At 47.1% G+C, this 21,598-nt stretch carries 18 protein-coding genes; 6 read left to right on the forward strand and 12 right to left on the reverse strand.

From position 1 onward, the window contains the following. Positions 1-1,056: 1,056 nt before the first annotated feature. The 3 genes from ACOIT5_RS20590 to ACOIT5_RS20600 all read left to right on the forward strand — a co-directional run bounded on the left by ACOIT5_RS20590 (position 1,057) and on the right by ACOIT5_RS20600 (position 8,142). The gene (locus tag ACOIT5_RS20590) at positions 1,057-4,095 is read left to right on the forward strand and encodes a SusC/RagA family TonB-linked outer membrane protein (RefSeq protein ID WP_423128050.1); all 3,039 of its coding nucleotides are present in this window, start codon (positions 1,057-1,059) and stop codon (positions 4,093-4,095) included. Between the two features lie 169 nt (positions 4,096-4,264). Next, positions 4,265-5,629: a RagB/SusD family nutrient uptake outer membrane protein gene (locus tag ACOIT5_RS20595; protein ID WP_423128051.1), complete on the forward strand. Its 1,365-nt coding sequence runs from the start codon at positions 4,265-4,267 to the stop codon at positions 5,627-5,629. After that, positions 5,629-8,142: an alpha/beta hydrolase family protein gene (locus ACOIT5_RS20600; RefSeq protein WP_423128052.1), complete on the forward strand. Its 2,514-nt coding sequence runs from the start codon at positions 5,629-5,631 to the stop codon at positions 8,140-8,142. The genes ACOIT5_RS20595 and ACOIT5_RS20600 overlap by 1 nt, the downstream gene beginning before the upstream one ends. Before the next feature lie 22 nt (positions 8,143-8,164). On the opposite strand, the gene ACOIT5_RS20605 is transcribed toward ACOIT5_RS20600, so the two are convergent. The 3 genes from ACOIT5_RS20605 to ACOIT5_RS20615 all read right to left on the reverse strand — a co-directional run bounded on the left by ACOIT5_RS20605 (position 8,165) and on the right by ACOIT5_RS20615 (position 12,096). Further along, complete coding sequence (locus ACOIT5_RS20605; protein WP_423128053.1) at positions 8,165-8,434, reverse strand: DUF6520 family protein; 270 nt, start codon at positions 8,432-8,434, stop codon at positions 8,165-8,167. A 19-nt stretch (positions 8,435-8,453) separates the two neighbouring features. Continuing rightward, positions 8,454-9,869 carry a MauE/DoxX family redox-associated membrane protein gene (locus ACOIT5_RS20610; RefSeq protein WP_423128054.1) on the reverse strand — a complete coding sequence of 472 codons (1,416 nt, stop codon included), beginning with the start codon at positions 9,867-9,869 and terminating at the stop codon, positions 8,454-8,456. Between the two features lie 1,489 nt (positions 9,870-11,358). Continuing rightward, positions 11,359-12,096, reverse strand: a complete 738-nt coding sequence (locus ACOIT5_RS20615) for a DUF4469 domain-containing protein (RefSeq protein WP_423128055.1) — start codon at positions 12,094-12,096, stop codon at positions 11,359-11,361. A 171-nt stretch (positions 12,097-12,267) separates the two neighbouring features. Here ACOIT5_RS20615 and ACOIT5_RS20620 point away from each other — a divergent pair, with 171 nt between their 5' ends. Both ACOIT5_RS20620 and ACOIT5_RS20625 read left to right on the forward strand, forming a co-directional pair. Then, positions 12,268-13,254 carry a helix-turn-helix domain-containing protein gene (locus ACOIT5_RS20620; RefSeq protein WP_423128056.1) on the forward strand — a complete coding sequence of 329 codons (987 nt, stop codon included), beginning with the start codon at positions 12,268-12,270 and terminating at the stop codon, positions 13,252-13,254. A gap of 98 nt (positions 13,255-13,352) precedes the next feature. After that, entirely contained in the window at positions 13,353-13,580 is a 228-nt protein-coding gene (locus ACOIT5_RS20625) for a hypothetical protein (protein WP_423128057.1), read from the forward strand. A gap of 569 nt (positions 13,581-14,149) precedes the next feature. Here the strand turns inward: ACOIT5_RS20625 and ACOIT5_RS20630 are convergent. The 5 genes from ACOIT5_RS20630 to ACOIT5_RS20650 form a co-directional block, all read right to left on the reverse strand. After that, complete coding sequence (locus ACOIT5_RS20630) at positions 14,150-15,322, reverse strand: IS4 family transposase (protein ID WP_423126501.1); 1,173 nt, start codon at positions 15,320-15,322, stop codon at positions 14,150-14,152. Between the two features lie 137 nt (positions 15,323-15,459). Continuing rightward, on the reverse strand, positions 15,460-15,834 hold the full coding sequence (locus ACOIT5_RS20635) for a VOC family protein (RefSeq protein ID WP_423128058.1): 375 nt from the start codon (positions 15,832-15,834) through the stop codon (positions 15,460-15,462). Between the two features lie 201 nt (positions 15,835-16,035). Then, complete coding sequence (gene rhuM / locus ACOIT5_RS20640; protein ID WP_423130633.1) at positions 16,036-16,263, reverse strand: RhuM family protein; 228 nt, start codon at positions 16,261-16,263, stop codon at positions 16,036-16,038. A gap of 259 nt (positions 16,264-16,522) precedes the next feature. Next, positions 16,523-16,783 carry an ORF6N domain-containing protein gene (locus tag ACOIT5_RS20645; protein WP_423128059.1) on the reverse strand — a complete coding sequence of 87 codons (261 nt, stop codon included), beginning with the start codon at positions 16,781-16,783 and terminating at the stop codon, positions 16,523-16,525. A 169-nt stretch (positions 16,784-16,952) separates the two neighbouring features. After that, positions 16,953-17,750, reverse strand: a complete 798-nt coding sequence (locus ACOIT5_RS20650; RefSeq protein ID WP_423128060.1) for an SDR family NAD(P)-dependent oxidoreductase — start codon at positions 17,748-17,750, stop codon at positions 16,953-16,955. 414 nt (positions 17,751-18,164) lie between these two features. Here ACOIT5_RS20650 and ACOIT5_RS20655 point away from each other — a divergent pair, with 414 nt between their 5' ends. After that, positions 18,165-18,353, forward strand: coding sequence for a group II intron maturase-specific domain-containing protein (locus tag ACOIT5_RS20655; protein ID WP_423128061.1), 189 nt, complete (start codon positions 18,165-18,167; stop codon positions 18,351-18,353). Positions 18,354-18,646: 293 nt separating this feature from the next. Here ACOIT5_RS20655 and ACOIT5_RS20660 read toward each other — a convergent pair whose 3' ends face one another. The 4 genes from ACOIT5_RS20660 to ACOIT5_RS20675 form a co-directional block, all read right to left on the reverse strand. Further along, a complete protein-coding gene (locus ACOIT5_RS20660; RefSeq protein WP_423128062.1) occupies positions 18,647-19,225 on the reverse strand; it encodes a cytochrome b/b6 domain-containing protein in 579 nt (192 codons plus the stop codon). Positions 19,226-19,708: 483 nt separating this feature from the next. Beyond that, complete coding sequence (locus ACOIT5_RS20665; RefSeq protein WP_423128063.1) at positions 19,709-20,563, reverse strand: virulence RhuM family protein; 855 nt, start codon at positions 20,561-20,563, stop codon at positions 19,709-19,711. Positions 20,564-20,717: 154 nt separating this feature from the next. Beyond that, positions 20,718-21,143 (reverse strand): hypothetical protein, encoded by a 426-nt coding sequence (locus tag ACOIT5_RS20670; protein WP_423128064.1) that lies wholly within the window; start codon positions 21,141-21,143, stop codon positions 20,718-20,720. Positions 21,144-21,158: 15 nt separating this feature from the next. Beyond that, positions 21,159-21,518 carry a hypothetical protein gene (locus tag ACOIT5_RS20675; protein WP_423128065.1) on the reverse strand — a complete coding sequence of 120 codons (360 nt, stop codon included), beginning with the start codon at positions 21,516-21,518 and terminating at the stop codon, positions 21,159-21,161. Between the last annotated feature and the right edge of the window lie 80 nt (positions 21,519-21,598).

The following is a 21,598-nucleotide window of genomic DNA, read 5'->3' on the forward strand; positions in this document are numbered from 1 at the left end:
TCGTTTCTATCCTGATCGCGAAATATCTTTAAGAACTTGGAAGCAATGAAACTACACAAGTATTTATTTACTAATGCATTTTTCCTATTAAGTTCTTCTTTATTTAGTTCTGAGGACATTTCAATATAGAATCTAATAACCAAAGCAATAAAATAATTGAAAAATAACTGTTCGCGATAGCGAACGATTAAAGAATTTTAATTATATTTGTCAGAACATTACATCTGAAAAATGTAATTTTGCGACTCTTCTATTGATGAAAATATTGGAAGCATTCGCTTAGAATCTCGACTTGAAAACTGGCACTTTTATGGAACGAGATGATAAGTAGAAAGGCTCACGACCCGGGCGTGGGCTCTCTTATCGTTCCAAGGTATTGCCAGTACCCCAAGTCGGTAAGTTGAGTCCGCGTCCCTTTTTATTCCGGGCGCTTTCCTGTAATCAAACTCAACTTAAATACGTGGTTCATGCCTCTTAGCCAGGTATGCTGAAAAACATTTGTGGTATAACCATAAAACCAGTGTGATGCCATGTTTTAAACGCTTTCTGTTTCCCCGACGCGCCCCGTAACGCAGGGGCTATATCAACAACCCTCGATTGTAAACCTCCGGGATTTTTCCAAAGCCCGGGGGTTTTAAGAACCATTTAAGCATTTATCCAATCATCCAAAATCCTGAAAGTATGAAACCCAATTTCTGCTTCATGGCCTGGCCATGCCTTTACTTAAATTTAAACACGAGGTCACGAAGACACGAGGGTGTAAAAGTACAAAGGCACGGATTCATTTGCCGGATCACAAATCCTTTGTGGCCTGGTGTCTTTGTGTTTAATCCTAATAACCGGCTTTGCGGGCGGTTTCTGTTTCACCGCCTGGCAGAACTAAAGAATTTAAACACGAAGTCACGAAGACACGAAGATATAAAAGAACAAAGGCTTGGATTCATTTACCGGATTATAAATCCTTTGTGGCTTCGTGTCTTTGTGTTTAACCTGTATTTCGGCTTTTTCCGAGGAGCAAATCAATCTATTATCAACCAAACTTAAACAAATTAAAAGATGAAGAATAAACCAAATAACCAAAAACAAAAAACAAAACCCCGGCTTTACGGCCTGCTGATAACGGCCTTGCTGGCATTTTTCAGCCTGGCAGCCCTTAGCCCGGTACAGGCCGCCAGCCTGCAGCAGGACAAAAGCCTTAGCGGCCGGGTTACCGACCCGCAGGGCCAGCCCCTGCCCGGTGTTAGCATCGTGATCAAAGGCAGCCTTATCGGTACCACCACTTCCGCCGAGGGCAGTTATATTTTAAAGGGCATGACGGACAATGCCGTGCTTTCCTTTTCCTTCATCGGTTTTCAAACCCGCGAAATCGCGTTTACCGGGCAAAGCCGCCTGGATGTCCAACTGCAGGAAGAGGTGACCACCCTTTCCGAAGTCACGGTGAATGCCGGTTATTACACCGTTAAAGACCGGGAACGTACCGGCAGCATTGCCCGGGTAACGGTCAAAGAGCTGGAAAACCAGCCGGTAAGCAACGCGCTGTCTGCCGTTCAGGGCCGTATGGCCGGGGTCAGCATCACCCAGGGCAGCGGGGTTCCCGGCGGAGGTTACAGCATCCAAATACGCGGTACCAACAGCCTGCGCCGGGCCGGTAACTACCCCATGTACATCATCGATGGCGTGCCGGTAAGCGCTGAAACTCCTTCTTTTAACTCGGCAGGCATCATTCCTTCACACGACATTAACCCTTTAAATACCATCAACCCCAACGATATTGAAAGCATCGAGATCCTGAAAGATGCCGACGCCACCGCCATTTACGGTTCGCGCGGGGCCAACGGGGTAATCCTGGTCACTACCAAAAAAGGAAAAGCCGGACACAAAACCACCCTGAGTATCAACAGCAGTTACGGCATCAGCCGGGTAGCCAACCGGATGAAGCTGATGAACACGCAGCAGTACCTAAACATGCGCCGGCAGGCCTATGCCAACGACGGCATCGCCACTTACCCGGCCAATGCCTATGATGTAAACGGTGTCTGGGATCAGGAGCGTTATACCGACTGGCAGGACGAGCTGATTGGCGGAACGGCCGAAAACAGTAACGTGCAGCTTTCGCTAAGCGGGGGGAGTGAAAACACCCGCTTTCTGATCAGCGCCAGCCACAACCGGCAAACCACCGTGTTTTCTGATGATTTTCGCTACAAAACCACCAGCCTTTCCGGGAGCCTGAACCACCGCTCCGGCGACGGGCGCTTTATGCTGAACGCTTCGGGACTGTTTGCTGATCAGTCCAATAACCTGATCCGTGACGATATCACCGCCCAGGCCCTTAAACTGAGCCCCGATGCCCCGGCCCTGTATAAGGAGGATGGCAGCCTGAACTGGGAAAACAATACCTTTACCAACCCCGTAGCTGCTTATGAAAGCACCTATCAAAATGAGAGTAAAACGTTCAATACCAGTTTGAACCTAAGCTACAAGCTGTTGCCGTCTGTAGCAGTAAAATTCAACGGAGGTGTTAATTACCAGGCTTTCGATGAGCTCGCCCTGCGTCCCAATACCATCTATAATCCTGCTTACGGGATTACCCCGGCCAATTCCAGCGCCACGAAAGGGAGCCAACAACAATTTTCATGGTTGCTGGAACCCCAGTTAAATTATACCCATAAATTTCATGACCACAAGATTGATGTTTTGATTGGCGGAACCTCTCAGCAAAAACAATCTTCCACTTCAGGGCTTTACAGCTACGGGTTTAAAAGCAACGCTTTGATTACCAATCTTGCGGCAGCCGCCAATATCATGGTTACCCGTGACGACGAAGCGGAATACAAATATGCCGCTCTGTTCGGGCGGATCAACTACCAGTATAAAAACCGCTATATCCTGAACCTGACCGGCCGGCGCGACGGTTCCGGCCGTTTCGGTCCCGACAGGCGTTTTGCCAATTTCGGGGCCGTGGGCGCCGCCTGGCTGTTCAGCGAAGAAGGTTTCCTGTCGGGCAGCTCCTGGCTCAGCCTGGGCAAACTCCGCGGAAGCTACGGGATAACCGGAAGCGATCTGATCGGCGATTACCAGTACCTGGATACCTACACGGTAAGCAGCGCCGGTTACGGGGGCAGTACCAGCCTGAACCCTTCCCGGCTGCACAACCCCTACTTCAGCTGGGAAAAAACCACCAAAATCGAAGCGGCCCTGGAACTGGGCTTCCTGGAAGACCGCATCCGGTTTAGCGCCGCCTGGTACCGCAACCGTTCGGGCAACCAGCTGGTGGGTATTCCCCTGCCGGCCACCACGGGCTTTGCCAGCATCCAGGCCAACCTGCCCGCCACGGTCGAAAACAAAGGACTGGAACTGGAACTGGGCGCCACGCCCATCAGTACCGGCAGCTTTAGCTGGAACAGCAGCTTCAACATCAGCTTTCCCAAGAACAAGCTGGTCTCCTTTCCCGGGCTCGAAGGTTCCACCTATGCCAACCAATATGTGGTGGGTTATCCTACTTCCATTGTAAAGGTTTATAACTACGAGGGCATCGATTCCGAAACCGGCTTGTATGTCTTCACCGATTACAATACCGACGGGGCCATCAGCTCACCCGACGATAACCGGGTGATTGAAGAAGTGGGAATCAAGTATTTCGGGGGCTGGTCGAACCAATTCGCCTTTAAAAACTGGGAGTTTTCGTTTTTGTTCCAGTTTGTCAATCAACGGCAGAAAAACTACAACAGTATCCTGTTGATTCCCGGCTCACTGAACAATGTGCCTGCCGAAGTATTGAATGTCTGGTCTGAAGATAAACCCGACGGGCAGTATATGCCCTATTCTTCCGGCAGCAACACCCGGAAAAACCAGTCACATTTAAATTTCATGAACAGTACGGCCGCCGTTGGCGACGCTTCCTTTGTCCGGCTTAAAAATATTCAATTGAGCTACCGGTTGCCGGTCAGAAGCTATTTGCAGGATGTGCGCTTTTACGTGCAGGGCCAAAACCTGCTGACCCTGACCAACTATTTCGGACTTGACCCCGAATTCGTTCTGACCGGTTATTTGCCGCCCCTGAAGACCTGGGCTTTTGGCATTCAGCTGAACTTTTAACAGTTGACAGTTGACAGTTGACAGTTAAAAGTTCACAGTCGCAGTGAGTTGGAAGTCTGTGGATGCCGGCTGCTTGAAGCTTGAGGCTCCCAGCTTTTGCCTCTGCATACTGACTGAAAACTGTCAACTGAAAACTGAAAACTGACATTCATCACTAAAAATTAAAAACATGAAAAAACAATATCTCTATTTCTTTTTCGGGACATTGCTTCTGTCCTCCTGCGAAGATCTGGTTGAAGTCGGTGACCCGAACAACCAGCTGGGCACCACGCAGGTCTTTGAAGATGTACAAACCGCCAATGCCGCGCTGGCTGGCTTGTACGCCGGCCTTCGCGACCAGTCGGTTATTTCAGGCGCCGGGTATTATACCGTCAGCACCCTGGCCGCTTCTTATGCCGATGACCTGGAATGCCACAACAACGACCAGAACGGGGCCATGGACCTGTATCAAAACCAGCAGCAGGAAACCAACCGGATGATCACAAGTATCTGGAGCACGGCTTATAAGCAGGTTTATTATGCCAATGCGATTATTTACGGGACGGAAAACTCCGCCGCCCTTTCAACTGAAAACAAAAACCGGCTGAAAGGGGAAGCCCTGTTTATCCGTTCGCTGCTGTATTCTTACCTGCAGCAGCTCTTCGGCGATATCCCTTACACCACCAGCCTGGATTACCGGTACAACCGAAGTTTAAGCAAAACCGAAGCTGCATCGGTATTGGAGCAGTTGGAACTTGACCTGAAAGAGGCAGTCTCCCTGCTGGAAGACCATTACCGTGATTCGGAACGCATTTACCCCAACCGCAAAACGGCCCAACTGCTGCTGGCCCGTATTTATTTGCTTCAGGAAGAATGGGTATTGGCGGAGCAAGCAGCCGAAAATATCCTGCAATCGCCCTTATACCAGTTTCAGGCGGATCTAAACGAAGTGTTTCATAAAACAGGTACACATATCCTCTGGCAACTGAAACCGCAAAACAGCGGAGATGCTGCCAAAGAAGCCGGTTTTTATTATTTTACAGGTGCAGCGCCCAACGCCTATACGCTGACAGAAGACCTGGTTGGCTCCTTTGCTGACAACGACCTGCGAAAACAGGCCTGGACGACCGAGGTATCCTATAATAACAAATCCTGGTCGCGGCCTTATAAATACAAAAACAGGCTGGATAATACCAATGAATATTCCGCGGTATTCAGGCTCGAAGAAGTCTATTTTATCCTGGCCGAGGCCCTGGCCAGGCAAAACCGCGTGGATGAAGCTCTTCCTTATTTGAATGCCACCCGAGAACGGGCTGGGCTGGAAGCTTTGGCTTCCCTGTCTTCGGAAGGTTTTTGGGATGAGTTGCCGGCCGAAAAACGCCGCGAGTTTTTCACCGAGTTTGGCCACCGCTTTTTCGACCTCAAACGCCTGGGCCGCCTGGATGAACTAAGTTCCCTGAAAACCAACTGGGAAGAGCACAAACGTATCTGGCCGCTGCCGCAAAGCGAGTTGCTGCTCAACAGCAATTTAAGACCGCAAAACCCCGGCTATTAATGATGAGATCTTTCTATCCCTTGTTCCTGTTATTCCTGTGCCTGCTGCTTGCGGCAGGCCGGGAATTAACGGCCCAAAACCAGGCCGGTGAGCTGCAAACAATAACCGGCCGCCACTACCGGCTTACCGGGCTGAAGATGAGTGAAAACGGCCGGTGGCTTACGGCCTGGAAATCTTATGACCTGAACCGCGATACGCTGCTGATCTTTGACAGCCGCCATCCCGGGAAACCGGCCGCTTACCGGTTAAAAGCAGAGAATGTTGCTTTTTTTGACAACAACTGCCTGCTGATCAAATGCGGACAACAGGCCGAGCTGCTGGACCTGGAAAAACAAACGGGCATCTGCTTCGATGGTGTAAAACAGGTACAGGCGCTGAAAAACAGCGGTCAGTTTGTTTTGCACTACCATGCTGAAAAAAACAACCGGCTCGAACTGCGTGATGTTAAGGGGAACCTGGTGAATGAGGCCGACGGGGTGAGCAGTTTTTATGTCGCCGAAAATGACCGGCTCTATGTGGTTTCACAAACCGGGAACAGCGAATTCGAAGTCCTGCGGATCAGGGAGCAGGTAACAGAAAAAGTGTACCACTCGCCCCGTAAGATTTCTTCCCTGGCTGTTGATCCCGGCGGGCAGGAAATCATGATTCACCGGCAAAACAACCCGGACGGTACTTCCGCTGAGCTGCTCTACCTGGATTTGAAAACAAAAACCACCTGGCCGTTAAACGAGCTGCTGTCCCGGCCGTTTCAACGGGCCTTTACCGAGGTGATCAGCGAAGGGAACCGATATTTCCTGCGGCTGTGGGTACAGCGGGAGCAGGAAGACAGTTCGCTGGTAGATATCTGGTACGGCAACGACAAGCGGCTGGAAGAAAAATTTCTTCCGTCCACCCGGGAGGTTTATTATGTCTGGGAACCGGAAAATAAAAAGCTTCAACCCCTGGGGAACGGCCGGCTGGCCAAAAGCGCCTTTATCGGGAGCGAACGTTATTTCCTGAGTTTTGACCCTGATCTGTTGCAGGACTACACGAAAACGGCCCCGCTGAAACTCTGCCGCTACGACCGGCTGAAAGACACTTACGCGGTGATTGACACCCTGTCTTCCCGTTTGTATACTTCCCCGGACGGTCACTATGCCCTGTACTTAAAAAATAACAGCTGGCAGGTTTACCACATCCCTTCCGGCACCGCGAAGACAGTTGGCAATGGCCGGCTGAAAACGCCTTATTTTACGGATGACGGCAAAAACGTGCTGTTTGACGGTGATGACGGGCTATGGCGCTATGACTCCGAAGAAAAACAGCTGCCCGAACTTATCGGTTTTAAAGGGGCCCGTGTCAAGGTACTCAATGAATCTTCAAAACCGGTCCCCGGGGGTTTTAGCTTTTATCAGAAAACAGTCGATCCAAAAAATCCACTGGTCCTTGAGCTATTTGATTCGCTGAAAAATGAGCGTTCTTATGTCCTGTGGGAAAAAGGAAAAACCAGGACAATCATTCCGAAAACTTCCAAACGCATCCAATACCTGAACTACAACCAGGCGTATGACTGTTTTTCCTGGCTGGAGGAAGATTATAACCTGCCGCCCCGGGTGGTTTACAAAGAGACGGGCAAACCGGAACGGCTGCTGTACCAAAGCAATTTGCAGGACACAGCCATCTTATCGCTCAAACAGGAGATTGTTTCCTATACCAACAGCGACAGGATCCCGCTGAAAGGCGTTTTGTACTATCCACTGAACTTTGATCATGCCAAACAATACCCCATGGTGGTACATATCTACCAGATTCAGAGTAAAAAAATGGCCAACCGGTACCCGGTCGCGGCATACAGCCAGGCCAACAATGATGGGTTTAGCCTGAGGTTGCTTCTGGAACATGGCTACTTTGTTTATTTCCCCGACATTATTTACGGCGATAAGGGAACGGGCTTGTCGGCTTTGGATTGTGTAAACCATGCCCTGGATGCTGTATCTTCCAATGCGCTGATTAATCAGGACAGGATCGGGCTGATCGGGCACTCGCATGGCGGTTATGAAACCAATTTTATTGCCACCCATTCCAGCCGTTTTGCGGCCTACGTTTCCGGGGCCGGAAACAGTGATATTGTCCGTTCCTATTTCTCCTTTAATTACAATTTTTCCAGTCCTTTTTACTGGCAATACGAAACAGGGCAATATAAAATGAATAAAAGCTTTGCGGAAGATAAAGACCTGTATTTTCAGAATAACCCCATTCACTATGTGGACCGGGTCAATGCCCCTGTCTTGCTGTGGACCGGGAAAAAAGACCGGAACATTGACTGGGAACAAACCATGGAGTTTTATATTGGGCTAAAACGGAACAACAAAAAGGTGGTTGCCTTATTTTACACCAAAGAAGCGCATGCCCTTTTCGCACCGGAAGCATGCCGGGACCTGACTTCGCGGGTACTGGAATGGTTTGGATACTTTCTTAAAGGTGAGAAAAATGCCGGATGGATTGAGAAGGAAACAAGGGAGGATGCCGGGTAGCATCCTCCTTTTAATCACCGGCCTATGGCTCATACGCCGGCAGAATACAACTTGTCCCGCTTAACCTTGAGAGGTTGTGGGACTGGTTGTTTTCATCCGTCCAGGTACAAAATACGGTCCCGGTGGGACTGCAGTCACTTCGCTTTTCCATACACTGGCTCGTGGAGCTGTCGATAAGATAACCCGGTATTGGGGCATCATCCGAACTTTTTGCCGTATGTCCGGCAACAGCGGCGCCAACGGCCATCAGTACGACAGCAGCCGGCAGGTAGAGACTTTTCAACTTTCTCATCTTTGTCAAAAATTTAAATTCAGCGCCTACTCTGTTCCAGGTTTTCGGCTTCCCCTGCCACAAAATGCCGCGACACCGCCTGCGCAAAACGGTAACGCAGCAGTTCACGGCCACGCAAAACAAACAGGTGTTTGTCCGTGGCCAGCATCCCGGACAGCTTGTCTTTCCCGCGGTGATGCACATAAAAGCTGCCCAGGTATTCCTGATCTCCGGTCCGGTACATATCGATAACCGCTGCCTGCCGCCACTGCTCCCGGGATTCGAATTTCCCCATGAGCATGGATTGGTTAAACAGCAGCTGCCCGTGTACCGCCGGTGTTTTATTCACCTGCAACGGGGGCGCGTCCATCTTGTGCCTCCCGTCCGGGAGCGCCCGCACCCGGACCTGCGCCCTGCTTGTGGTGTCGATGGTATGCAGCTTCCGCAACAGGTTCAGTTCTTCATCCATCACCAGGAACCGGTTGCGGTAGATATAGACGTATAGGAGTTCCCCGGTTACATCATCCCGCAGCAACCCTCCGTCGGTATCGAACATGCCGTCCACCTGCTTTTCCAGCAGCGTTTCATGCAGGATTACTTTCGGCTCCCGGTCCGGGCTGAGCCGTCCCAATACCAGCGCTTTGCTTTGGCTGCTTTGGGCCCGGAAAGCAAAAGTCATGGAACCGGTCACCTGCAACTGCGAGAAATAACAGTCGTTCAGGCTGACGGTACGGGCAAGTGAATCGCCCAACTGCCCCCGGTAAATGACCGGCACGGTGCCGTCATACAGGTAAAAATGCGGTGGCTTGACCTGTGCCTGAACAAAGCGAAAGCGGTGTTCCGTATTGTCCAACTGTATTTTAATGGCTTTTATCGTTGTCAAAGCGGTGTCGATCGCCGTCAGGATCAAAGGGGCGGTGGTATTGCCCAGGTAGATCTGCCCGCCGTCGATCCCGGCAAAATAGTACGAGTCGGCGCCCAGGTCAAGGGATTTTTCATCCCGGACGGGGTGCTGCCCAAACCTTCTTATAAAATTGTTTTCTTTTTTGATGATATGCTCCGACGATAAAAAGAGCCCGACAACAAGGCCGGCCGAAGCGACAGCCGGCAGTACGCTTTTAAGCGCCACCACGCCGGCGCGGGTGTTTTTTCTTTTTTCCAAAAGGAGGATGGCAGGCAGGGCCAGCGCGGCAAAGGCCAGGTTAAAGGCCAGGTGCTCCCTCCAGCCCAGTTTTTCGATAATGCCGCCGCAGGAACAGGGAACAAAATCGCTGTAATTGAGGATTAAATAAATATAAACCGTAAAGGCAATCATTAAAAAGAAAGAGCCGTACAGTCCGGCAAGCCGGGCAGACCGGAAACACAGCAACCCGGCCAGCAGTAATTCCAGGCCGATCACAGCCGGGGCTATCAGCCCGGCATAGGCGCTCAGCAGGGGCGACTGGGCCAGCTGCACCCGGCAGCTTGGTAAACGACAAGGGAAATAAGGTTGTTTTTAGATTCAGATAAAGCATCCCGGACCGGTGGGCGGGCCGTCAGAACGCCCGGGCGAGGGTTCGTTCTGACAAGATTTTTGCTTCCTTTTTATCGACTGAAAAAGGAAGGGCCCGTCCGGCCAAAGGACAAAGAATAGCATTGGTGTCCGGTAAAGAGGATATATGGTGGGTGGAGCGGTTTGCAACCGTGCATAATCGTCGGTTACAAACCGACGCACCCGCACCGGGCTTTTTGCCGGTCTGCAAACCTATTTGGTATTCAAACACGGTTGTGGAGACAGATGCTGAAACAAGTTCTGCATGACCTTTTTTTGTGTGATGAGCTGTCCGAAAGTGCAAATCAGGCAGTCCTTTCTGCCCCGGGGGTGCCGGTTTTTAACCGGCAATGAGCGAATGCGCGGTCCGGAAACCGCGCCACCCGCACCGGCAGCTTGGTAAGCAACAAGGGAAATACGGTTGTTTTTAGATTCATACAAAGCATCCCGGAGCGGTGGGCGGGCCGTCAGAACGCCCGGGCGAGGGTTCGTTCTGACAAGATTTTTGCTTCCTTTTTATCGACTGAAAAAGGAAGGGCCCGTCCGGCCAAAGGACAAAGAATAACATTGGTGGGCGGTAAAGAGGATATATGGTGGGCGGCACGGTTTGTAACCGCGCATAATCGTCGGTTACAAACCGACGCACCCGCACCGGGCTTTTTGCCGGTCTGCAAACCTATTTGGTATTCAAACACGGTTGTGGGGACAGATGCTGAAACAGGTTCAGCATGACCTTTTTTTCGGTGGTGAGCTGTCCGAAAGTGCAAATCAGGCAGTCCGTTCAGCCCCGGGTGTGCCGGTTTCTAACCGGCGGTTGTTGAAAGCGCAGTCCGGAAACCGCGCCACCCGCACCGGCAGCTTGGTAAACGACAAAGGAAATACGGTTGTTTTTAGATTCAGATAAAGCATCCCGGAGCGGTGGGCAGGCCGTCAGAACGCCCGGGCGAGGGTTCGTTCTGACAAGATTTTTGCTTCCTTTTTATCGACTGAAAAAGGAAGGGCCCGTCCGGCCAAAGGACAAAGAATAGCATTGGTGCCGGTAAAGAGGATATATGGTGGGCGGCACGGTTTGTAACCGGCAGTTGCTGAATGCGCGGTCCGGAAACCGGCGTACCCGGCTGGTTTGCTTGTTATTCGCGTAAAGTTACCGGCTGACGGGATAAGAAACTGTAAAGAAACAAGCTGTGGCGGGTTAATTCTGCCACAGCCTGTCATGATCAATCATGGCCGGAATGAAGAACGGTCTCACTGCCTCATGATAGACAGTCTATCAGCTTAATGATAGAGGGTCTATCAGCCTAATGATAGACAGCCTATCAGCCTAATGATAGAAGGTCTATCAGGCTAATGACAGATTGCCTGTCAGACAGGAGACAGACGATGATTCGTCAGGCTGCTGAGTGTTCCGGATTTATCATGCCGGTACATTCAACACGTAGTCGAAGAGATAAGTACGTGGTTCCTTCAACTGGATATTTGTCGAAAACCGGGTACAGATGCTCAGTTTATAGTCGCCGGCGGGTAAACCGGAAGGCACGATGAATGTGATCTTCGACGGGTCGTTCACCAGGATGGACGTTGGCGGAATCACGGTCACTTCGTTGGTTTCCTGGTTGATCAGGCTGATGCCGACTGCCGGATCATCCCCTTCAATCTTCATCCTGCTGCCGGCCAGGTTAACACCGCCGCCGGGGGTAATCCGGCTGTTTACTTCGCCCGAGCTGACATCGGTTACCGAGTTGACAAAAAGACCTGAACCTGCCAGCCCACGGACATCGACCGCGCTCGACTTTACCGCGCTGCGAAGATCGCCTGTCGGGCTCACTCGGATGGCCAGGCTGTGTTTTGAACTGTCCCACCGGGCATTATCGCCGATAAATACACCGTTAACCGTCAGGTTAAAATACCCGAGCCCAAAATTCACGGAGGCCCCGTTGGCAATTTGTTCAATGGCAATGTTCCTGAGGATATCCATCGATGCTTTCAGGGTCGATGCATTCAGGTCGGTACGCCGTGCAACGGCAATCGCGATCAGGTCGTCCTGGTTGAGCGAACGGGAGATAACTACACGGCCAAAACGGTCGTCTTTCCGGTCGGTAAGTGCAAGATCGTACAACTCGACGATCACACTGCTTTTTTCTTGTGTTGCCATAAGCTGATTGTTTTAATGAATGATTTGACTGAATGATTTGTCTGTTTTATGATTATTGTTTAATTTAGACTGAACAAAATCAAAATTAACAGGAAGAAAGGGACTGATTGTTACAGCTAAGGGCAGATTTTTTAAATCTGGGGACATATTATTCACCATAATTTGGAAAATATGCGATATTTTATTCCTTCAGCCGGTCACCGGGTGCTGTACGATTCCCGCTGCGGGAACGAAAAAACACCGGTCTCTTTTGGTCCTGCCTCGGTTTCGGTTGCCGCGGGTCCGGTAAACATGGAGGTAAAAGAATGGCGAACGCCGCGGTTTCGTGCGGTGTTGATGCAGTACCAAACCAATGAAGAAGTACGGGTGATTGGCGAAACACCAACCGAAATGGTCACGCTCTGTTTTATGGGCCAGGGGAAAACCGATTATCAATGCCGGCAGATCCGGACCACCGGCATGGTGGCCAATACCAATAACTTTTTTTATTTGCCCCGCGCGAGGATCATTTATCAGCCCGTAAAAGACGAGCCGAACGAATGTTTCAAGATCAGTATTTCGCCGGACTATATTCATGTCCTGTCGGATCGGTTTCCCGGGGTATTTGGCTTGTTATCGGAAAAAATAAGGCAAAAACGCCCCTTTGAGCTCGGCGCTACCCACCTGATAACAAGCCTGGAAATGAACCGGATCATTGAGCAGATTAAACACTGCCGCAAGATGGGTTCCCTGGCCCCACTCTACTTCGAGACCAAGGTCAGGGAGTTGCTGGCCCTGCAGTGGCAACTTCCGCTGGCTCAACAACAGCCCGCAAACGGCTGTTTCGCGCGTTATCACGACCAGATCAACCAGGCCCGCAACATCCTGGAACAAGCTTACCGCAACCCTCCCGGGATTCGTGAATTGTCGTTGCAGGTGGGGATGTGCGAAACCCTGTTAAAATCCGGGTTTAAATCGGTTTTTGGCGTCACTGTCTTTCATTACTTATTCAACTACCGGATGGATCGGGCCCGCAGGCTGTTGACAGACCGGTCGCTAAACATTTCGGGAATTGCAGAAGAATTAGGCTATAAAAACCTGTCGCATTTTACAACCGCCTTTAAACGGAAGTTTGATCTGTCGCCCATGCAATACCGGAAAAGAAACCGGGCGTTGTGACGGCAAGCCCACCGCTTCGTCAGGCATTGGCTGATTTCAAGTGACGTTTTATTTCGGCATCTATGTCTTTTAACTGCCAATGCAACAAATGGCAACAGATGCTGAAACAAGTTCAGCATGACTGCACTTCAGTGATGGCCTGTCGCCTGGCTGCGGCCTACGGGGGTTTTGAACCCGGGAAACAAGGGAAGGGAATCGGGGCAGGGACTGGTAAGCGGCCCTGTTTGAGGAGGTACGACGAGTTGGACCATGTGGCATTCCCGTTAGGAAAAACAGCTCCGCCCGGTCTCTCCGTAATCAAAACCGCATCGCTTTGCGGCGCATGAAACAGGCGTTCCCGGATCAACGCTTGTGGCTGCGCCTGGTTGCTCTCCCTCTGTACCAACCCCGGGTTTCTCCGGCAGTTGCCGGATCACCCGGGGCTACCCGTATTTAATCCCTCCGGGATTTCCGGTCGGCAGTTATTTATACCCCGGGATTTTACACGGAGAACCAGGTTTGAAAAGGGGCAGGCAGGCCGTTCCGACCCGGGTGTGCCGGTTTTTAACCGGCAATGAGCGAATGCGCGGTTAAAAACCGCGCCACCCGGCAGTTCGCTTCTGATTAGCGTAAAGTCAGGTTTAAGCTGACGCGGGTTTTTGATGGTGTGCAATAGTTCATTTAAAACGACAGCAGTAAAAAGTAAACATTTAAATGAAAGTCGCAATTCAACCGCCAACGTTCCGCAAATACGATTAGTTGCGGAATTCGTGGCAATTCCTGTCGAAAAGCACCGAGGCCGGTGCGGGCTGAAAAACTTGATTATCCGCACCGAAACCTCAATTAATTATATTTTGTTTTAGCGGGTCGTTGTTTTTAAGTCCAATTACACTAGTGTCCAATAAATTTTCAATAACTAATACTTAAAGGCAAATTCAAGTTGAGCGGCTTGTTCATATATATCATCAATGTCCCCGGAGGTCAGGAAAAGATCTCTGATGTTCGTTTTGTCTGTCAGTACTCTACTGATCACGCGAAGCACATTGAATGTAGTCCTGCCCAACTGGCAGTCATGCTCGACGATGGCCACCAGACAGTATGTGATAACCGCAACATAAATTTGTATCCTCACGGCATTCTCGGTATTGCCCCAGAAGGATGTGACACGGAGATGTTGCTTTATCCACCGAAAAAACAGCTCCACCTGCCAGCGTTGCTTATACAGCATGGCGATGTCTTTGGCCTTGATGCTGACATTGTTGGTCAGGAAGGTGAACGTTCTTTTAAGGTCAGGAGCATAGTAAACGATCCTTCTCAACACGCAGGGATACTTCTTTTGGGTCTGGTAGCCGGTAAGGCGTATCGTCTGGTCAAGCAAAACGTTGTCCGCTCCATCCAAAAGCTCTTCACCATCAATAACTTCATACTTAAGGTGAGACTTCTGTCGGATGACAAACCAGGAACCGATCGTGTTGAATGTATGCAGCCTTGCGAGGTCATAATATCCCTTGTCAAAAATGTAGAACGCATACGGCTCATAGGGAATCTCATCCATCACATTCACGTCGTGAACTTTTGCTTCCGTAATATGAATGTAAGTCGGTATTTGGGTTACTACGTCAAAGAGTGTGTGAACTTTGATGCCACCCTTGTTCTTTCTAAAGTATGCCCACTTGAACAAGCTCAGGCAAAGATCTATCGTGGTGGAATCGAGCGCATAGAACTTTCCACGCAATTCGAATGGTCTGTTGATTCGCTTGCTTTGAGCAAGATTAATCATGAAAAAGGCAAACTCTTCAAATATCTTGTAGTCCCGGTTCATATTGGCATAGGAAAGATTGCTCAGTTTAATCTCTCCGGTGCCAAATCCGAGATGGTAGCTCTTGCTTTTGATAGCGTCAATTATGCACGCGACCTCTCTGAGGCTGTCACACGAGGCCAATTGCCCATACATCATGACGAGCAATTGGTTCCAGCAGGTGAATGTCTTCACCCATTTGTCTCCGTTATGTCGCTTAACAATCATATCAAAAACTCTCTTTGGCAGGAACTCTACCAGTTGACTGAATACATATTTGCCGCTGTTCATATTTGCCCGGGTTTATTTCCAGGCTGCAAGATGCGAAATGAATTCAAATCGACACGTGGATTATTTGCTTTTAATTGACTATATTATAATAACTTACAAAGGTTTCTAAAAAAATCTTTTGGACACTAGTGGTCCAATTACTTTATTTCTCTCTGTTGTAGGTTGAATACTGTTCCTGCTGGGTCTTGAATCCAATGCATATTTTTCGGAAGTTCTTCAATTTCGTCACACGTTTCCACACCATTCGATTCCAAATAGCTTGTCGCTTCTTCTACATCAGGAACTGTAAGTTGTAGCCAGGTTTCTGAATGAGTATAGTTGTCCACGCAGTCTAACCATATAATATTGTTACCGAATTTTACTTCGTGTGTTCTGGAAACAGTTGGATTGTCTATGGATTTTTCTTCAACCTCCAATTTCAAAATATCTCGGTAAAAAGCAACTGTGTTGTCGTACTTACTTTTTGGAATTTTTATTGCAATGTTAATTCCTGCTTCAAATTTTGGGTCCATATTATTTTTATTACTTATTAATTATGTTTGAACTGTCGTCCTGTTACAATGCCCGCTATCGTTCCGCGAATACGATTAGTTGCGGAATGCGTGGCAATTCCTGTCGAAAAGCACCGAGGCCGGTGCGGGCTGAAAAACTTGATTATCCGAACCGAAACCTCAATTAATTATATACGCTATTTATTATATGCCCGGCTTTTATCATTTTTTGTATCCATTACTTTCAATTTTTACTGCAATATTTGTTTTGAGTCTGCGTCGGAGCCGGAAGGCTTTTTGGCAAAATTTGGTTTTAGCGTTGGCTTTGCGCATTTTGTTTTGCACGGTTTTATAAAATAATTGTGTGATTTCCGATTTGGGTTGGTAATCAATACTGCATTCGGCGTAAATGTCTGTAATTTTCTGGTAGAATCGTCGTTCGATTTGTATCTGTTTCCCAAATGCTCGCTAATGGTTTTTTTTGAAACCCCGAACAATTCGCCCATTGCACGCTGAGTTAGCCAAACAGTTTCGTCCTGCAGGATTACCTCAATTTTAATTTCGCCCTGCGGAGTACTGTAAAATATGATTTCTGAATTTGCCATATTGTGTAACGTTTATTCGAAATTCCGGTTAACAAAGCCGGGTTGAACACGATCAGGCTTACGAATGCGAATCAATCAGCGGTCGGCAAGCGACCCGGCACGCTTTACAAAAGCGCGCCAGCGAGGGAAGGAGATTTTCTGGAACCTCCCCAACTTGAAGTCACAAATTGTGACTTCAAGATTCCCCATTCGGCCTCTGTAAATTTGAACATAAAATCAGCGGGAAACCTTTTCGAATTTCGTTTGACTGCCTGATTAAGCACTTTAGTCTCAACTTCATACAATTCGGCCAAATCGAAGTCCAACATGACCTGCTGGCCCCTGATCTCATGAATTTTGCTTTGAATAAGCTGTAACTCCATCATTTAAACTTGCAGTTGTCTCCGGTACCTGAACAATATTAGCCAGCTTTTGTTTCCTTTCCCTCCAGCTGCTCCAACCGGGAACAATCGCCGGGCGCTGCACGCCGCTCATGTTCCTATTTATTCGGCTTTCCTTTTTCATTTGTTACGTCAGATTATGACTAATCTTTTTTTATTCTGGTTTTGGACCTTTTAAAACAATCGTTCTCACCAAACCAGGAAACCAACGTTGCAACCAGACCAATATTCTCCCGTGGGTCGTAAAAACATAACTTCTCTTTCGCTTAATTATCGCTTTCACCATAACTTTCGCAGCTTTATCCGTTGGCCACATTAGATTTGAAGGACGTGGATCTGGGCGTTCGGGGTGCCAAACGCCTTCATTATCAATTCTGGCAATTTCCGACACAACAAATCCGGGATGTATGGTCGTACAACTCACACCAGTACCCTTTAATTCAACCTGCAATGTCAAACCAATTGAATGTACAGCAGCTTTTGACGCACCATAGGCTCCGAGATTAGGATTAGGAAGATAAGCTCCTACACTACCGACTAAACCTATGCGACCTTGATTTTGCTTCAAATGTGGCAAGGCGTATTTAACAGTTAGGGCCAACCCAGCGACATTACCTTGTAATTGCCTGTTCCAATCATTTGCAGTCAGCTTATCTATACTTCCAAAAACACCAAATCCAGCATTGGCCACAGCAATATCTAAACGCCCCCAAGTCGTGATGATGTTTTGAACGGCATTTTCTATTGATTTTTCCTCCATAATATCAACAGGAACGACCAAAGCTTCTCCCCCCGAAGTCCTAATCTCAAGGGCAATCTCCTCTAATAATTCTTTACGTCTAGCAGAAAGCACCACTTTAAATCCTAATTTTGCCCACTCAAAGGACATAGCTTTACCAATACCAGACGAAGCACCTGTTATCCAAACAACGTTTTCTTTTGTATTTGTCATAGTAAGCTTAATTTAACTGATCAATTTTTAAACTGCCGCACAACCTGCCGAAAAGTGTTGAAAAAGTTTAAAAATACAAATAAACTTTACATATAAAGGCAGCAGCAGGTGTGATTTTCCCCGGAGGATGAGAATCCCTTATGCGCCGGATCGTTCCTGAAGCATTAGCAAGTGGCAGGCGGGTTGCCGGCGACGGCAGCAGTGAAAGAAGCCGGACTGCAAAATCCGGTACTGACGAACAGAAACCTGATATGAGGCTGTAAAGCGAGGATAAGCAAGCACATCATTGTAACGTCCGAAGAATACCAAAATCATTTCACGGCAGATCAGGCAGGGATTGGAGAAAGGGAAAAACTCTTACCCGGGGATACCTCGGCCAGCCACCACGGGATTGGTAAACCTGGTTACCGTTTTGTGCCGACGTATGTAAAAGGAGAGAAAGGCAAATCCCAGTTGGCAGCCAGTGAAAAGAGCTGGAAAACGCTCAGTGAAAAGCTAAAACAGGCCACCCGGAAAACCATGCCGATGAGTTTCGGCGAGCGCGTTGAAAAGCTCAAAGAAATAACACGGGGCTGGTTGAACTATTTCCGAATGGCAAACTAAAGGAAATGGACGGATGGCTGCGAAACCGGCTAAGGTATTGCATTTGGCATCACCGGAGTACCATTACATTGGAACGGTTGCGGAAAAGAGGTATGAATCGTTGCTGCCGTATTACGAGAAAGTTGCCCTGCCTCTTGATGAACCGCCGTGTATGTGCCTGAGAATTGAATATCCGGTGGGTGGATATTTGAATCGAAAGGGAGGAGCGAAGCCCGCGTACGCATGGTGGTGAGAGGCTCTCCCCGTCAGTATTTACTGGCGGGGTAGTCTACTCGATTGTGCTTTCGTACTTTTTAATCCTTGTCTTTCGTTCCACTTACTATTCGTGATATAATTCCTTCTTGGTCTGTAAATTCAGCAATTATTACGCCTGCTAAATGGATGACAATAAACGCTACCAGGTAATAAATGCCAAGGATATGGATTTCTTCCATTGGCTTCTTTAGTTCTTTTGGTCCCAGCTCTATAATAAGTCCAGTTGCCAACGAAATGATGACACAGACATAAAAAATGATGTACGTCCATTTCTGAAATTTTTCCTTTACAGATAGATTTTTTAAGAATGGATTTTGGAACTTCATATGTCCTAATGCAGGAAGTGTGAAACGAATACTAAATAGTCCAACTAATACATAACCAATATAAATATGCCAATCCCACATTGGTTGTCTTATCTTTTTTGCTAAAACAATGAGTTGTTCCTGAGATAACATCTGGTCGGTATCATTCAGATATTCCTGTATGATAGCTGCAACATTAAATTTATTCAGCCACGTCAATCGTAAAAAAATCGTAATTAGCAATAGCAGAAATGAAATAGCTATTGCCCAATGAATTATTCGATAAATTTTAGAATATTTTGTCTCTTTCATAATGTTTGTTTTTTTGTATGAAGAACAACGTTTATATGTCCACCAAAGTTATCTTAGTCTCTGTTAAAGGCGGGATATATATGTAACTTTATTATCTTATATTTCCAACATAGTAACGACAACACACCCCAACTTCCATTGGATTTCCGCTATCTTAACATCCCTTAAATCTTCGTGCTGTTTATTTCCGGAGGGCCTTCAGGTGTCGTGTTCATTGTTAGTTTTTTGTTTGGCGCCAGAAAGTTACAATAATTCTGAACAAAAACTCACCGATAGTAAAAAATGTTGATAAACTGTTTTTTTGGATGGTCTGACTCAGGCTTTTCCCGGTTGAGCTGTAACAAGGCAAATAATATAGCTCTTGTTCCCGAAATCATTGTATGGCATGCTTCGCAAAACCGCGTCTGCCGGACCGGGAGTTTGATGTTATTCTTTTGGTTTTATTGTAATCAATAAAAAATTATTCTCTTCATATCAATTCTTTTAATTGATTAGCTTCTCTCTTTCAAGCTTTTCAATCATCTCCCGGGCATCAAGACCAATCTTTGAAAAGGCGAACCATTTCTTACCCAAATCCTTCAACGAAGCCCCGATATGATAGATTGTTTGGCGGTCAATAATCAAAAAACGGTCGTGCGACCGGGTGAACTGCTTTATTTCAATTCGCGGATATTGCGCATTGAACCGTTTCAGATCAAGCTTCAGCTGATGTGAAATATTCGCGGAATATACCGTTGCGCTTACATTCGCCTTCCTTTTTGACAATAATGCCAAAACGTTTTCATCAATGTAGTTATCAATCAGGATAGTGGACTGGTTGGCTGCTTTGATCAGATCCGAAACAAAAACGTGGGCATCGAATATTTGTCCGTCATAAAAAACACCTTCGTGAGGCGGTAAATTTGTTTTAATCAGCAAATCAAACTTCTGATCATGCTCAAACAATTTTTTTTCAATCCGATCCACACGTTGATTAATAGCATAACCTCTAAGCAGATAATCTTTCAATACACTGCTTGCCCAGATGCGAAATTGTGTGCCACGTTTTGATTTAACGCGGTAGCCGACGGAGATGATTACATCCAGATTATAGAATTTTGTTTTATATTTTTTGCCATCCGATGCAGTTGTCAAGTATTCCTTGACTACTGAATTTTGCTGAAGCTCTCCTTCTTTAAAAATATTATTGATATGAAGACTGATATTCTGCTTTGTTGAATCAAAAAGGTCCAGCATCTGGGCCTGGGTCAACCACACCGTTTCTTCTTCAATGCGAACTTCTATCTGAAAATCCGCCTTATCGCTAGCCTTATAAATAACTATTTCACCTTGTTCCATAAACTATTTCGATCAGGATTAACCGGTACTCGTTATTTAACTTTTCTTCCCAACCACCCCAAATCCTCAACATCACTTTTCCCATAAACCCCGGCGGGTGTAACCCAACCGGAAATAATCGCTCGGCGTTGCACGCCGCTCATGTTCCTATTTATTAGGGCGCGCTTTTATTATTTCGATTTAGTTTCATTTTCTTTATTGCAATTCCAATCAGGTATACGATTAGTAAATACGGAGAATAATAAACATAAGTTATAATTGCTTTTAATGGCCAACCAATTCCGAAGTAACTAATTTCAATCTGTTTTACTTTTTCCAAATCTTCACTCTTTATATTCCCATATCGTTCCAAGTCGTTCATTGCGTTCAAGTCATATCCATAATTGCCTAATAATAGTTCGTCTGAATAATTTGTCCACCAAGCAAAAATTGAGGTGATTCCTGCTGTAATAATCAATCCTATGATTAAATATACCAAAAATCGAAACTTTGAATTCCTTAGTTTAACAAATAGGACAATAGGAATAAAAATTAGTCCTATTAATAGAATCATTGAAATGATAGAAATTAAGCATTCCATTTATGTCGTATTATTTTATCCATCCCAAACTGAATAGTCAATAACAGTGTCGTTTTTATCAAATTTGATTGTTAATCGTCCTGTATTTATTCCTCGTTTTGAATAACCTAAATAATATCCAAATTCGTTTTCAGTTTTAGATTCTGGTTCTCCTAATAATTCAATGATTTGGGCTTTTGTCATTCCTTTTAGTTCGTAATTATTTCTCAAACTATTCATCATATCCCAACGTAGAGACCATTCTGCTTCTGATTCTGTCCAATTTTTCCATTTGTCAGAATTAAACTGTTCATGAGTAATTCTTCCTTTAAGTATAAATCCGATTAGAATTAATACTCCAATCGTCAAAATTCCATATTTCAGTTTCTTGCTCAATGTTTAGTTTCTTTAAATGCCCTAGTAGAGTAGAGCCTGACAGTCCATTCTCATTTTGCACATAAATGTACAAATTTGAA

This window comes from Gaoshiqia hydrogeniformans (assembly GCF_049347105.1).
GTDB classification, from domain to species: domain Bacteria; phylum Bacteroidota; class Bacteroidia; order Bacteroidales; family Prolixibacteraceae; genus Gaoshiqia; species Gaoshiqia hydrogeniformans.